Source organism: Burkholderia sp. HI4860 (assembly GCF_002223045.2).
In the GTDB taxonomy this organism is placed as follows: Bacteria; Pseudomonadota; Gammaproteobacteria; order Burkholderiales; family Burkholderiaceae; genus Burkholderia.
Map to the genome: position 1 here is coordinate 380,126 of NZ_NKFO02000005.1, position 15,041 is coordinate 395,166.

The following is a 15,041-nucleotide window of genomic DNA, read 5'->3' on the forward strand; positions in this document are numbered from 1 at the left end:
TACCGATTTCTCTTATATAGCAACGTATTCGGTGAAGGACGGAATCTGCATTACCCTCGTGCCAGTTATTCGTTCGTCGATGCAGCCCCACATCATGGGATCTGACATCGATCAATGTCTCATTGGTATCGCATGCCTCGGAATAGAATTTCGGCGTGCGATCCGCGCGATTCCGACCGTTTGAAAGAACCGATTCCAGCCGCGCCGGGGCTAGTTTGCTGGCATCCTTCAGAACGAACCTTTTCCCGAGCGGAAAAATCCTTTTCCCGAGCAGACAGCATTTACATTCATACATTCCGACGCCAATTGCGCTTTCACGACTAACACGATTCCGATCCGACATCAGAAAAAAATTAATCGTGCAACCCACAATTTCTTCATTATTTTCACATAGAAGGCATCGACTTCGGAACGCATGTCAAGCTGATTCTCCCGCGCCTGCTCATTCCAATTATTTAGAATTGACCCGGCAATAAAGACCGATTATCAAAAGCCGATTCGGCATGTTTTTCCACTTCCGTTTCTTCCGGCGGGACACGGTGGCGGCAAACACGCAACACCCCACCGCACAAGCCCCCACGGGCCACACGGAATCCTCACAATGTGACCTGTTGTCGGCATATAATTTTTCGCAACAATCGTGCAGACCGCGATGCACGTCATCTGACCGGCCACCCTTCCACCGCCTCCGCAACCATGCCATCCCGCTCGTCCAGTCCGGCGTCGCCTCGTCCCACGCCGGATCTTGCTGACGCACATATTCTTGTCGTCGACGATCGCCCGAACGACCTGCGGCTTCTCACGGAAATCCTGCGTGCCGCACGGTGCCGGATCAGCGTCGCGTTCGACGGGCTGCAGGCGTATCACCGTGCGCAGGCGATCGCGCCCGACCTGATCCTGATGGATGTCCGCATGCCGCGCATGGACGGCTTCGCGGCGTGCCGGCTGCTGGCGTCGACGCCGTCGACGCAATCGATCCCGGTCATCATCCTGACGGCCGCGGGCGATCTCGAGGATCGCATCGCGGGGCTCGAAACCGGCGCGATCGACTACATCATCAAGCCGTTCGAGCCGACCGAAGTGCTGGCCCGGATCCGCAATCACCTGAAACGCGCGCGGCGCAGCCAGCCGTTCGCGCATCTGCCCGAGCTGCCCGACAACCCGGATGCGGCCCTCGTGCGCGCGGCGTCCGAGGTCCTGCTGCGCGACCTGCGCCATCCGCCGGCGCTCGAGGATCTCGCCAGACAGGTCGGCACGCACGAGAAGCGCCTGTCCCGCGTATTCCGCGACCATCTCGGCCAGACCGTGTTCGAATATCTGCGCGACACGCGCCTGCGCGCCGCAATGCACTTTCTCGCGGAGACGTCGATGGGGATCGGCGACATCGCCGAGGAAATCGGCTTTTCCACGCCCGGCAACTTCGCCACCGCCTTCCGCGAACGCTTCGGCATCACGCCGTCCGACTGGCGGCGCCAGCGCCATGCGGTCAATGCCCCGCCCGCCGCACCCGGGGCGCACCATCACGATGGGTAAGCGCCACGCGGCATGGGCAGCCGGCTGTCGCGCGGTGCTGCTGCTCCTGCTCGCGATGGCCGTCACCTGCGCGGCGGCGCACGCCGCGTCGACGCCGAACCCCGCGCAACTGGACGCCGTGTCGGTCTTCGAGGACGCGAGCACGACGATGTCCGCCGCTCAGGTCGCCGCACGGCTCGCCGATCCGGCGCATGGCACGCCGGTGGCCGGCACGTCGTCGTTCAACGTCGAGTTCTCGCGATCGGCGTGGTGGATTCGCGCCACGCTGACCAACCGCGACAGCGCCGCGCGCCCGCTGGTGCTGGTGATTCGCGACGCCCGCATCGACCAGGCGGACTTCTATCTCGGCCGGAACGGCGGGTGGACGCTCGACAGCCGCTTCCCGGCCGCCGGCGCCGGTAGTGACGCCCGACCGTCATCGCGCTACCCGGCGCTCGACGTCACGTTACGTGCCGGCGAAAGCGTCCCCGTGCTGATCCGCGTCACGTCGCGCAAGGAAATGCGGCTCGCGCCGGCCGCGTTCACGCGTGCGGCGTGGGATGCGCTGGAACGGCGCGCGACGATGTGGGACTTCGGCTTCTTCGGCGGGCTGCTCGCGCTGATGTGGTGCGCGCTGCTGATCGGGTTCTTTTCGCGCAGCGGCGTGTTTCACGTGCTGGCCGCGGTGGCGCTGGGCACGACGCTGTTCGAAGCGGCGTACCGCGGCTATCTGGCGATGGCGTTGCCGCCTGCGCTGCGTGAATGGTCGGCGCGCGGCGAAGTGATCTTCGCGTACCTGGCCGTGTCGTGCTTCGTCGTCTTCATCCTGATGGTCGCCCGGCGCGAGCAGGCGAAGCTGCCGATGCGCGCGATCTACATGGCGTTCCTCGCGCTCGAAGGAATCGGCATGATCGGCGCCGCGTGCGGCGACCTGCTGACGTTCACGTGGTTCTGCCTGCGGCTGAACGCCGTGCTCGCGATCGTCAACATCAGCCTCGCGCTACTGCTCGCGATCCGCCGGACGCCGACCGGCCGCGTGATGCTGATCGCCATCGCGATCGCCACCTTCAACATGCTGATCCGCGTGCTCGACGGCATGAACACGCTGCCGCCGGTGCTTGCCTGGCTGAAATCCGACATCTTCCCGAACCCCGTCACCGCGGTCGTCGGGCTCGCCACGCACCTGCTGGTGCTGGCCGCATGGATTCATCACGTCGGCCGCCAGCGTACCGAGGCGAGGAAGCGGCTCGAACACTGGCAGCTCACCGAACAGGATCGCCTGCGCGACGAAGTTGCACGCCGCACGCTCGCGCTCAACGACGCGCTGCAACAGGTGACGACCCACATGCAGCAGAAGATCGAGACGCTCGGCTACGTCAGCCACGACCTGCGCGCGCCGCTGTCCACGATCAACGGCTACGCGAAGCTGCTGCTGCAAGGCGCGACGCGCGGCCAGGCGCGGCTGATCCGGTCGATCGACCGCAGCATTCGCTACCAGCTCACGCTGATCGACGAGCTGCTCGCGTTCACGAAGGCCGAGCTGCAGCCGCTCGGCGTGACGCCGGACACGACCGACCTGCCCGGCCTGCTCGACGACATCGGCCACTATGCGCTCGCGCTGTGCGCGCAGCAGGACAACCGGTTCGTCTACCGGCCGGCCACGCCGCTGCCGCGCACGGTGTCGATCGACGGCATGCGGCTGCAGCAGGTGCTGCTCAACCTGCTGTCCAACGCATCGAAGTTCACGCGCGACGGCACGGTCACGCTGTCGATTCATGCCGCGCGCGAAGGCAACAGCTGGCGCCTGCTGTTCGAAGTGGCCGATACGGGCATCGGGATCGACATCAGCGGCAATCGCGACATCTTCCGCGCGTACCAGCAGGTGCAGGCCGTGAACGGCGGCACCGGGCTCGGCCTGTTCATCGCGCAGCGCATCGTCGGCGCGATGGGGGGCGAGCTGGCCGTCGCCAGCCAGCCGGGCGTCGGCACGGCATTCTCGTTCTCGATCGTCGCGCCGGCCGTCGGGCACGCGCTCGTACCGGTGTCGGAGCTCGTCAGGCGGTTTCATCCGGACGGCGAGGCCGAGCCGGATGACACCACGCCCACGATGCCGTGCCCGCCCGACGATGCGCTCGACCAGCTGATCCTGCTGGCCGGCAACGGGCAGCTGACCGATATCGAGGCATGGCTCGGCCCGTATGCGGACGAGCCGGATTACGCGGCCTTCGTGCGGGACGTGCGCGAACACCTCGATGCACTGGACCTGGACGCGATCGGGACACTGGCCGGCTCGCTGAAACAGGCGCGCCGCGCCGCGACGGCGTTCGACGCCGAAGCCGACGCGGCCGGCCCGGCCTGACGGCACGGGCCGCCGCGGCGCGCACGCGCCGATCGGGCACCGGCCGGCCGCCGGATGCGACCGCCCGCGCATCGGCACCGCCTACCGTCGCGCCAGGTTGCTGCGTGCCGCTGCCGCCCCCCTGCCGGCCAATGCGTGCGCTACAGCCGCCGCATCGTCGAAACCAGCGCGGCATCCTCGTCGGGCGATGCTGGCCGCGCCGGTGCGGGGCTGCGTTTCGGCCGCGGCGCCCCAAGCCCCGTGCCGCCCGTGCGCCGCCGCGCGGCGTGCCGCTCGATCACCCGTTGCAGCACGCAGAACACGCACAGCAGCGCGCCGATCACGATCCGCGTCCACCACGAACTCAACGTGCCGTCGAACGTGATCAGCACCTGGATCGTGCCGAGGATGCCGACACCGAATACCGAGCCGAGCACATAGCCCACCCCGCCGGTGAGCAGCGTGCCGCCGATCACGGTCGCGGCGATCGCGTCGAGCTCCATCCCCTGGGCCTGCAACCCGTAACCCGACAGCACGTACAGCGTGAACACGACGCCGCCGAGCGCCGAACAGAAGCCGCTCAGCGCGTACACGCCGACCTTCGTGCGCGCGACCGGCAGCCCCATCAGCAGCGCCGAACGCTCATTGCCGCCGATCGCGTAGACGTTGCGGCCGAAGCGCGTGAAATGCGCGACGTAGATCGCGCCGGCCAGTGTCGCGAGCGCGATCAACGCGCCCGCGCTCAGCGTGCCGCCGCCCACCGGCACGCTGAAGCCCGCGATCGCATGAAACACCGGCTCGTTGATCGTGATCGACTGCGTCGTGATCAGGAAGCACGCGCCGCGCGCGAGAAACATCCCGGCCAGCGTGACGATGAACGGCTGCAGCCGGAAATAATGAATCAGCGCCCCCATCGCCGCGCCGTACAGCGCGCCGAACGCGAGCACCAGCGGCACGATCACCCACACGGGCCAGTGCAGCCGCTCGGCGCCGACCGCGCAGAAGATCGTCGTCAGCGCGACGACCGAGCCGACCGACAGGTCGATCCCGCCCGACACGATCACGAACGTCATCCCGAGCGCGACGATCAACAGGAATGCGTTGTCGACGAGCAGCCCGGTCAGCACCTGCATCGAGAAAAAGCCCGTGTAGGTCACGGACCCGAAGCCGAACAGCGCGGCGAACAGCACGATCGTCACGACGATCGGCAGCGTGCGCGGGTCGGCGAGCCGGCCAAGGAATCGGTTCATCGCGGCGTCGCTCCGGAAGTGGCGCGCGAACGCGCGGAAGACAGCAGCCGCGACGCGTGCCGGACGACCGACGCACGGGCGGCCTCCGACTGGATCAGCGTCACGACGATCACGACCACCGCCTTGACGACGAGCGTCGCCTCCGGCGGCACGCCGATCGAATAGGTCGTGTAGGTCAACGTCTGGATGATCAGCGCGCCGAGCACCGAGCCGGCGAGGCTGAAGCGGCCGCCGAGCAGCGACGTGCCGCCGAGCGTCACCGCGAGGATCGCGTCGAGTTCGAGCAGCAGCCCCGCGTTGTTGCCGTCGGCGCTGCGCACGTTCGAGCTGGCCAGGATGCCCGCGAGCGCCGACATCACGCCTGAAAACAGATACACGCCGAACACGATCGCCCCCGAGCGCAGCCCGACGAGCCGGGTCGCGACCGGGTTCACGCCGATCGCACGGATGAACAGCCCGAGCGCCGTGCGGTTCACCAGTAGCGCGGTCGCGGCGATCGTCGCCAGCGCGATCCACACCGCGCACGGCACGGCCGCGAGATAGCCGCCGCCGAGCGCGAGGTAGCCGGGCGCGCCGATCGGGATGATCTGGCCGCCCGTCAGCAGTTGCGCGACGCCGCGGCCGGCCACCATCAGGATCAGCGTCGCGATGATCGGCTGCATCCCGACGAACGCCACCAGCAGCCCGTTCCAAGCGCCGGCCAGCAGCCCGACGCCGAGCGCGGCGGCCAGCGCCACGCCGATTCGCGACGGGTCCGCGTCGAGCACGATCGCCGCGGCCGCCCCTGCGATCGCGACGATCGCGCCGACCGAGATGTCGATTCCGCGGGTCGCGATCACGAGCGTCATCCCGAGCGACACGATCACGAGCGGCGCCGCGCGGTTCAGGATGTCGATCGGCGCGCCGAACAGGTGACCATCGAGCAGCGTGATCGACAGGAAGCCCGGGCGATACGCGACGTCGAGCGCGAACAGCAGCGCGAGCGTCAGCACCGGCCACACGAGCGAATGACGGAACAACGTGCGCAGCCGCGTCATGACTGGCCTCCCGCGATCAGCCGGTACACCTGCTCCTCGGATGCGTCGGCGCCGGTCAGTTCGGCGACCTTGCGCCGGTCGCGCAGCACCGCGATCCGGTGGCTGACGCGCACGACTTCGCTGATCTCCGACGAAATGAACAGGATCGCGAGCCCTTGCGCGCACAGCGCGAGCACGCGCTCCATGATGTCGAATTTCGCGGCGACGTCGATGCCGCGCGTCGGCTCGTCGAGGATCAGCAGCTTGGGTTCCGTCGCGAGCCAGCGCGCAAGCAGCACCTTCTGCTGGTTGCCGCCCGACAGCAGCCCGATCGGCTGCTCCGCGTCGCGCGCCTTGATGCCGAGCCGCGCGATGTACGTATCGGCGAGCTCGCGCTGCCGCGCGCGCCCGATCAGCCGCCACCAGCCGCGCCGCGCCTGCAGCGCGAGAATGATGTTCTCGCGGATCGACAGCGCGGCGACGATCCCCTCCTTCTTGCGATCCTCCGGGCAATACGCGATGCCATGCCGGACCGCGTCGTGCGGCGACGCGAGCCGCGTGCGCGCGCCGTCGACCTCGATCGCGCCGGTGTCGGCGCGCTCCGCGGCGAATGCCAGCTGCGCGGTTTCGGTGCGCCCCGAGCCGAGCAACCCAGCCAGCCCGACGATCTCGCCGGGCCGCACGTCGAGGTCGAGCGGGCTCATCATCCCGCGCCGGCCGACCTGCTGCATCGACAGGAACGGTTCCGCGTCGCCGGCGGTGCGTTCGACCGCCGCCGCGCCCGCCTGCAGCGTGTCGGACATCCGTTCGCGGCCGGTCATCTTCGCGACCAGCACGTCGACCGGCAGGTCGCGCGCGAGATACTCGCCTTCGCGCTCGCCGTTGCGCATCACGGTGATCCGGTCGGACACCGCGTAGGTCTGCTCGAGAAAGTGCGTGACGAACAGGATCGCGATGCCCGACGCCTTCAGCCGGCGCAGCACGTCGAACAGCCGCGCGACCTCGCCGTCGTCGAGGCTCGACGTCGGCTCGTCGAGAATCAGCACACGCGCGTCGACCGACACGGCCCGTGCGATCGCGACCATCTGCTGCACGGCGATCGGATACGCGTCGAGCGAGCGCGTGACGTCGAGCGACAGGTCGAGCTCGGCCAGCGCCGCACGCGAGCGTGCATGAATCGTGTTCCAGTCGATCGCGCCGCGCCGCATCGGCTGCCGGCCCGCGAAGATGTTCTCCGCGACCGACAGGTTCGCGCACAGGTTCACTTCCTGGTAGAGCGTCTGGATGCCGGCCGCCTCGGCTTCGCGCGGCGCGGCGAAATTCACCGGCGCGCCGCCGACGCGAATCTCGCCCGCATCGTGCGCATGCACGCCGGTGAGCACGTTGATCAGCGTCGACTTGCCCGCGCCGTTCTGGCCCATCAGCGCGTGGATCTCGCCCGGAAACAGCCGGAAGTTCACGCGCTGCAGCGCGTTCACGCCCGGAAACGACTTGTCGATGCCGATCATCTCGACCACCGGCGCACTCTCCATGCATCCTCCCTCGAAGCGGTTGGCGCCCGGGCGGCCGCCACGCCGCCGCCCGCGCCGGATCGTCGTATGTGGCTCAGTACTTGCGGGTCGGCAGCACCTGGGCCGCGACGTTCATCGGGAACACCGTCTCGTTCGTCACGATGCGCTTGGGCAGTTGCTTGCCGGCGACCACGTCCTTCACCGCGGTCATCAACTGCGGGCCGAGCAGCGGGCTGCATTCGACGTCGACGTTGATCTTGCCGGCCACCATCGCCTGGAAGCCGCCCTTCGTCGCGTCGAACGACACGACGCTCACGTCCTTGCCGGGCTTGATCCCCGCCTCTTCCATCGCCTGGATCGCGCCGAGCGCCATGTCGTCGTTGTGCGCGTAGACGACGTTGATCTGCTTGCCGTAGGTCTTCGCGAACGCTTCCATCACCTGCTTGCCGCCCGCCAGCGTGAAGTCGCCGCTTTGCGACGCGATCACCTTGAACTTAGGATTGCTCTTGATCACTTCGAGCAGGCCGGCCCGCCGGTCGTTGGCCGGCGCCGAGCCGACCGTGCCCTGCAGCTCGACGATATTGATCGGACCCGGGTCGTTCTTGTAGCGCTCTTCCATCCAGTGGCCGGCGCGCCGCCCTTCCTCGAGGAAGTCCGAGCCGATCATCGTCACGTACAGCGACGGGTCCTTCACGTCGACCCCGCGATCGGTCAGGATCACCGGGATGTGTGCGGCTTTCGCTTCGGTCAGCACGGGCTCCCAGCCCGATTCGACGACCGGCGAGAACGCGATCACGTCGACCTTCTGCGCGATGAACGAGCGGATCGCGCGAATCTGGTTCTCCTGCTTCTGCTGCGCGTCGGAGAATTTCAGGTTGATGCCGGCGTCCTTTGCCGCGCCCTTCACCGACACGGTGTTCGCGGTACGCCAGGCGCTTTCCGCGCCGACCTGCGAGAAGCCGAGCGTGATCGGTTTCTGCTGCGCGTGCGCGCCGCCGGCCAGCACCGTCGCCGCGGCAACGATCGCGCCCGCCGTCAGCTTCCTGATGAATGTCATGGTTCGTCTCCGATGATGTCGTTGTGTGCCGCTGCGCTGTTCTGTTTCTGCGTGGCGCAGGCGCGGATCGGGGTTGTAAGCCGGCCGAGGGCTTCGCGCCGGCCCGGTCTGCATGCCCCGCATCAGTCTAGAAACAAGTCCGATAACCTTCTAATGAAATATTGGATTGGGGCGATATCGGATTCGGCATACGTATAAACACCTAAGCATATGGGTAGACCCGTTCTAGCCGGCCTTGCACGGCCTTTGCACGCGCCACGCGCACCACCGGCGCGTGGCCTCGCGGCATCGTCAAACGCTCGTTCCAGCCGACATCGACGATCTGTGCGGCAGCGTCGAGGTTCGTTGAACGCGACACGGCATCGACACGATCCGCCCGATGCCGGCACCGGGCCGCAGTCATCTTGCCCGGGCGAAGCCGTTGCGTCATTTCGTCCATGCAGCGGTAACAAACGCCCGAACGCCCGTCCGGCGCGCGCTCGCGCCGGGCCTCCTCGCGCGTGCCAGGAACGGCGCACGTTTCTTGCTGCGCGACGCCGGAACGTACGCATAAACAGGAGAAAACCGTGCGCGCAGGATGTCCGAGCGGAACGCAGCCCGACGATACGCGGATCGGCACCGACGTCGATCGCCGCGCCGCAGCATGAAGCAGCGCGCCCCGTCGCAGCCGAATGCACGCATGCCCTCCGGGCCGCTGCGTCATGTCGACGACCGTCGCCCCGGCTATACGCGCCGGCCGCTCCGCAACGGCTTCGCGTATTACGGGCCCGACGGTGTGCGAGTGCGCAATGCCGACGAAATCGCCCGTATCAACGCGCTGGCGATTCCACCCGCGTACACCGATGTGTGGATCTGCATGGACCCGCGCGGTCATCTTCAGGCAACCGGCCGCGATGCACGCGGGCGCAAGCAGTATCGCTATCACCCGCTGTGGCGCGAGACGCGAGACGCGAACAAGTACGCGCGGATGGCCGCGTTCGCGCGTGCGCTGCCGCGCATCCGCGCGCGCGTCACGCGCGATCTGGCGTTGCCGGGCATGCCGCGCGACAAGGTCGTGGCGACGATCGTTCGCTTGCTCGACACGACGCTCGCGCGGATCGGCAATGCGGAATACGCGCGCGAAAACGACTCGTACGGGCTGACGACGCTGCGCAAGCGACATGTGAAAATTCAGCCCGGCCAGGTGCGGCTGCGCTTCGCCGGCAAGAGCGGGATCGAACACGACGTGACGGTCGACGACGCGCGGGTCGCGCGGATCGTGCGGCGCTGCGCGGAGCTGCCAGGGCACGAGCTGTTCCAGTATGTGGACGACGACGGCGTACGCCGTCCGGTCGGGTCGTCCGACGTGAACGACTACCTGCGCGAGGCCGGCGGCGCGGATTTCACCGCGAAGGACTACCGGACCTGGGCCGGCAGCGTGCATGCGCTTGGGTTGCTGCGGCGCACCGAGCATCGCGGCGTCACGCACGCGCGCAAGCAGATCGTCGAGACCGTGCGTGCGGTGGCCGAGCTATTGCGCAACACGCCGGCCGTGTGCCGGCGCTGCTACATCCATCCGGCCGTGCTCGACGCGTTCGAGGCGGGCACGCTCGCCGCGCTCGCGATCCGGCGTACGCCGCGCGGCTTGCGCGTGGACGAAGCGGCGTTCGTGGCGTTGCTCGTCTCTGCGAGCCGGCGCACGGCGAGATGACCACTCACATCATGCCGACGCCCGTTCCGGTACGACCGGCACTGCCCGGAACCCGTGTCGTTTTCAATCGGGTGCGGAGCGCATGACCGATAACGGGTTGCGCCCGTTTCCTTGAACTCGTTGATACAACAGGTTCGCACGGTGGCAGCGCCCCCCCGCGTCAGCCTGCCGACAGCCGCTGCGCGTCGAACCAGTCGAGCAGCATGCGCGTGACGAACGCGGGATTTTCCAGATTCGAAATGTGGCCGGCGTCCGGCACCAGCGCATGGGTGCAGCCGATCACGCTCGCCATCTTCACCGTTTCCGACGGCGGGCGCGCCATGTCGCCCGCGCCGCACATCAGCAGCGTGCGTTCGGCGTCCAGTTCGGCGAGTGCCGGTAGCGTGTCGGGCCGGCCGAAGATCAGCCGGCCGAGCGGAACGATCGATTGCCGCAACCGGTCGGCCGGCAGATTCGCGAGCGCGTCGCGAAACGCGGACGGCACCGGGCCCGCCAGATTGACATCCGGCCGGAAGAACAGCGGCACGATCGCATCGAGCAGCGGCGGCGCGATACGGCCCGCGGCGGCGATGGCGTCAAGCATTCCGAAGTAGCGCAGCCGCGTCGCGTCGGGCTCGGCCTCGAGCGACGCATCCATCAGCACGAGCGAGCGCACGCGCTGCGGTTCGCGCAACGCGAGCCGCGCGCCCCACATGCCGCCGACACTGAGCCCGACGAGCGCGCACTGTTCGATCGCCAGCGCGTCGAGCAACGCACTCGCCTGCGCGGCGAGATCGTCGAGCGTCTGCGTGCCTTCCGGCATCGCACCCGATGCACCATGTCCCCACAGGTCCGGCACGATGACACGATACTGACGCGACAGCGCGTCGATCTGCGGCGCCCACATTGCTGAATCCCACAGATAGCTGTGCCCGAGCAGCACCGGGAAGCCGGTACCGTGATCCTGGTAATGCAGGGTGCTGCCATGAATGTTCACTGCGGGCATGTCGTCTCCGGTGTCGGTGCGATCGGCAGCGGCCCGGAACCGGGCGCCGCGCTCGGCGGCGTGCTGCAACGAAGGCGAAGCGGCGCATCATCGCACAGGTTGCGGGCGCGGCGCATGACGGTTCGCACCTGCGTGCGCGTCGACCCTGCCGCATGCCCCTTCGACACGCACGCCCGACGGCGTAGCGCGACCGTACTATCCGACGCGATACATCGGCACCACGTTGCTGCCGGCCGTTTCCGGGTCCGACGCGAGCGGTTGACTTGCCTGTTCGAGCAGCCAGTTGGTCAGCACCGCGATATCGAACTCGTTGCATGCATCCGGGTTCTGCACCAGCACGTAGCTGCCCGATGCGACCGTGCAGTGCGGGAACAGTTCGACGAGCCGGCCCTGCTTCAGCAGCCCGTCGACCAGCGGCCGCCGCCCGATCGCGATGCCGTGCCCGTCGACCGCGGCCTGCACCAGCTGGTCGTATTGGCTGAAATGCAGCGCGCCGGCGGGCCGCAGGCGCGGCACGCCCAGCTCCTTCAGCAGATGGCTCCATCCGTGCCACGGCCACTCGCCGCGCGGATCGTCGAGATGCAGCAGCACGTGCTTGTCGAGATCCTCCGGCTTCATCGACGCGACGTCGCCCGGCGCCGGCATCAGGCTCGGGCTGCAGACCGCCACGACACGCTCGCGAAACAGCACGTCCGTCTCGTCCGTCGACGTATACGGCCCGGCATATCGCACGGCCAGGTGCAAACGTTTGCGTTTAAGATCTTCAATTTCGCTCGTGGCCGATACGCGTACGTCGATGTCGGGGTAGCTGGCGCGGAACGAACCGAGGCGCGGAATCAGCCACAGCGCCGCGAACGACACGGTGGTCGACAACGAGATCGCGCGCTGGCCCACGCTCGACGACAGCTTGCCGATCACCGATTCCAGGTCGGACAACGCGAACGAGATCGCGTCGTACAGTTCGCGCCCCTTGTCGGTCAGCGTCAGGGAACGAATGTGCCGGTGAAAGAGCTCGATCCGGAGCTGCTCCTCGAGCGCCTTGACCTGCCGGCTCACGGCGGATTGCGTGACGTTCAGTTCCTGCCCGGCACGCGTAAAGCTCAAATGGCGCGCCGCGCATTCGAAGCCTCTCAGGAAATCCAGCGAAGGCATACTTCTCAATCGCTTTGCCAATCTCACATTAGCCATACCGCCGCCTCAAAGTTGCACCCACCGACAGACAAGTCGCCGTTCGTCTCCCTGATTCGTTTCTCCTTATTGGATTCGGAAACGATTTTATATTGAAGCATGGATGCGGATCATTCTTATTTTCAATCGTGACACTCGTATTTATCTATCGATTTTCATCGGCCAGATATTCTTACATCAACCTTATCGAGTAGTGATTTTGTAAATCACCATGCAGTCGAAACGGCGCGAAAGATGATCGGCGAAGTGGCATAAAAACAGGGGATGACAGGCACAATTCGGCGTCACGTCAACCGTACCGGTGCTACAACAGACGCCCATTCGCATACCTACAATCAAATTTCAATTACCAGACAATTTTATTCATTTACCGTATTACGAAAAGAAAACGCACTTCAACATACACGCGGAATACCATTTAAATTCGCGTTTTCATGTTTACGAAAACATACTAAACGAATGAAATTGAATTGCGCCATTCAATTTCCGCAATTGATGAACCAATTATGTCCGGCAATGAATATTTCACCGACCGGAAAGGGCAACGCGCGTGCATGACGCGGCCCAATTGTCCGGAATCGGTTCCGCCCTTTACCGGACGGGATGCGCGTCGCTATACGCTGTCCACCACGTCGTCCGTCACATGGGGCGTTCGCGCGGTCACTTCGCGGCGATAGCGGTTCAGTTCCTGCGCGGTCGCGAACGGGCGCTCGAACAGGATCGACAGGTTGTGCAGGATCCGCTCGACGACCTTCTTTTCCCATTCGCCGTCGAAGCGGATCTGCTCGTCGAGCCAGCGCTCGAGCCATTCCGGATCGGGCAAGCGCGACTGCACGGTGTCGCGCGGGAACAGCGCCTGGTTCACGTGCAGGTTGGTCGGATGCAGCGGCTTCTCGGTGCGTCGCGCCGACGCCATCAGCACGCCGATCTTCGCGAACGCGGCACGCGCGACGTCGCCGCAATCGTTCAGCGCCTTCTTCATATAGCGCAGGTATGCGCCGCCATGGCGCGCTTCGTCGCGCGAGATCGTTTCGTAGATCTGCTTGATGACCGGCTCGGTGTGCCAGTCGGCCGCGCAACGGTACCAGTGGTTCAGGCGGATCTCGCCGCAGAAGTGCAGCATCAGCGTCTCGAGCGGCGGCGCCGGGTCGAATTCGAAGCGCACCGCGTGCAGTTCCGCTTCGGTCGGCACCATCGTCGGCTTGAAGCGGCGCAGATACTCCATCAGCACGAGCGAATGCTTCTGTTCCTCGAAGAACCACACGCTCATGAACGCGGAAAAGTCGCTGTCGTGCCGGTTGTCGCGCAGGAACATTTCCGTCGCGGGCAGCGCCGACCATTCGGTGATCGCGTTCATCCTGATCGTCTCGGCCTGCTCGTCGGTGAGCAGCGACGCGTCGAAGCGGTCCCACGGAATGTCCTTCTCCATGTCCCAGCGCACCGCTTCCAGCGACCTGAAAAGTTCCGGATAGAGCATCGTCGTCACCGTCGTTGAAAGGCATTCGGGCCCGGCACCGGCCCGGTCATGCCGATTGCGTGGACGCCGGCGCCGCCACTTCGGCGTCGGGCGCATGGTCGTCCGCGTCGTCGTCCACCGTGCGCGGCGATAGCCTGCCGCGCAGCAGCGCGTAATAGAACTGCCGATAGGTGCGGTGGTAGTAGCGGATGCGCGGCCCGATCGCGCCATGCAGATCGTGCAGCCGCTCGATCGGCAGGTTCGGCATCATGTGGTGCTCGACATGATAGTTGTTGCCGTTCGTGAACCACGTCATGAATGCGTTGCTCTCGATCGTCCGCGTATTGCGGAACGGATCGGTGCTCGTCAGGTCGCAGCGGTAATGCTCGGGCATCTCGACCAGCGCATGCACGGGCGCGGCAACGAACACGAGCGGCACGACCCACACCCACACGGCGAACCACGTGTGCAGCGCGAACGACACGCCGGCCAGCAGCGCGATCGCCGCGACCATCAGCAGGTGATCGCGGCGGATCGCACGCGACACGAGCGGGTTGTCGCCGAAGCTTGCGCCCGGCACGACGAGCTTCGCGACGTTCTTCGCGAACTGGATATAGTGCGCGGCCATCGACAGCCGCCACGCCCACAGGCCGAGATTCACGACGGGGCTCGCGCCGTACTGGTCGCCGTAATCGAAGAACTCCTTGTTCTCGGGCGTGCCGAGCAGCCGGTGATGGCGCAGGTGGCTGTCCTGGTACGCATGGAACGACACGAGCATCGGCATGCCGAGCAGCACGCCGAACACCATGTTGAGCCGCTTGCTCCTGAATCCCTGGTAATGCAGCGCCTGGTGCTGCAGCTCGACCCCGTGCGCGTACATCGCGCCGATCAGCAGGATGCCGACGATCTTCAGGACCACCACCGTCGACAGCGCGAACAGCATGCCGTGCGCGATGAGCGCGACGTAGACCGCGAGCTTCAGCGAGAAGACGACGCCGCTCGGGCGGCTCTTCATGTCTGCAACCGGTTTCTGACGAG

At 66.3% G+C, this 15,041-nt stretch carries 11 protein-coding genes; 3 read left to right on the top strand and 8 right to left on the bottom strand.

All coding sequences use genetic code 11. From position 1 onward, the window contains the following. Positions 1-696: 696 nt before the first annotated feature. Positions 697-1,533 carry a response regulator gene (locus tag CFB34_RS35860; RefSeq protein ID WP_089444402.1) on the top strand — a complete coding sequence of 279 codons (837 nt, stop codon included), beginning with the start codon at positions 697-699 and terminating at the stop codon, positions 1,531-1,533. Continuing rightward, positions 1,526-3,871 carry a sensor histidine kinase gene (locus CFB34_RS35865; RefSeq protein WP_089444561.1) on the top strand — a complete coding sequence of 782 codons (2,346 nt, stop codon included), beginning with the start codon at positions 1,526-1,528 and terminating at the stop codon, positions 3,869-3,871. The genes CFB34_RS35860 and CFB34_RS35865 overlap by 8 nt, the downstream gene beginning before the upstream one ends. 140 nt (positions 3,872-4,011) lie before the next feature. On the opposite strand, the gene yjfF is transcribed toward CFB34_RS35865, so the two are convergent. From yjfF to CFB34_RS35885, 4 genes are all read right to left on the bottom strand, one after another. Further along, on the bottom strand, positions 4,012-5,100 hold the full coding sequence (yjfF, locus tag CFB34_RS35870) for a galactofuranose ABC transporter, permease protein YjfF (protein WP_089444403.1): 1,089 nt from the start codon (positions 5,098-5,100) through the stop codon (positions 4,012-4,014). Continuing rightward, the gene (locus CFB34_RS35875) at positions 5,097-6,137 is read right to left on the bottom strand and encodes an ABC transporter permease (RefSeq protein WP_089444404.1); all 1,041 of its coding nucleotides are present in this window, start codon (positions 6,135-6,137) and stop codon (positions 5,097-5,099) included. Before CFB34_RS35875 ends, yjfF begins: the two co-directional genes overlap by 4 nt. After that, the gene (locus tag CFB34_RS35880) at positions 6,134-7,648 is read right to left on the bottom strand and encodes a sugar ABC transporter ATP-binding protein (RefSeq protein WP_089444405.1); all 1,515 of its coding nucleotides are present in this window, start codon (positions 7,646-7,648) and stop codon (positions 6,134-6,136) included. The genes CFB34_RS35875 and CFB34_RS35880 overlap by 4 nt, the downstream gene beginning before the upstream one ends. A 73-nt stretch (positions 7,649-7,721) precedes the next feature. Further along, the gene (locus tag CFB34_RS35885) at positions 7,722-8,684 is read right to left on the bottom strand and encodes an ABC transporter substrate-binding protein (RefSeq protein WP_089444406.1); all 963 of its coding nucleotides are present in this window, start codon (positions 8,682-8,684) and stop codon (positions 7,722-7,724) included. Positions 8,685-9,327: 643 nt separating this feature from the next. Here CFB34_RS35885 and CFB34_RS35890 point away from each other — a divergent pair. Next, entirely contained in the window at positions 9,328-10,374 is a 1,047-nt protein-coding gene (locus CFB34_RS35890; protein ID WP_089444408.1) for a DNA topoisomerase IB, read from the top strand. Positions 10,375-10,534: 160 nt separating this feature from the next. Here CFB34_RS35890 and CFB34_RS35895 read toward each other — a convergent pair whose 3' ends face one another. The 4 genes from CFB34_RS35895 to CFB34_RS35910 form a co-directional block, all read right to left on the bottom strand. Then, a complete protein-coding gene (locus CFB34_RS35895; RefSeq protein ID WP_089444409.1) occupies positions 10,535-11,359 on the bottom strand; it encodes an alpha/beta fold hydrolase in 825 nt (274 codons plus the stop codon). A 195-nt stretch (positions 11,360-11,554) separates the two neighbouring features. Continuing rightward, positions 11,555-12,547: a LysR substrate-binding domain-containing protein gene (locus tag CFB34_RS35900; protein ID WP_089444410.1), complete on the bottom strand. Its 993-nt coding sequence runs from the start codon at positions 12,545-12,547 to the stop codon at positions 11,555-11,557. 613 nt (positions 12,548-13,160) lie between these two features. Beyond that, on the bottom strand, positions 13,161-14,033 hold the full coding sequence (locus tag CFB34_RS35905; RefSeq protein WP_089444411.1) for a ferritin: 873 nt from the start codon (positions 14,031-14,033) through the stop codon (positions 13,161-13,163). Between the two features lie 37 nt (positions 14,034-14,070). Continuing rightward, positions 14,071-15,018: a fatty acid desaturase gene (locus CFB34_RS35910; RefSeq protein WP_089444412.1), complete on the bottom strand. Its 948-nt coding sequence runs from the start codon at positions 15,016-15,018 to the stop codon at positions 14,071-14,073. Between the last annotated feature and the right edge of the window lie 23 nt (positions 15,019-15,041).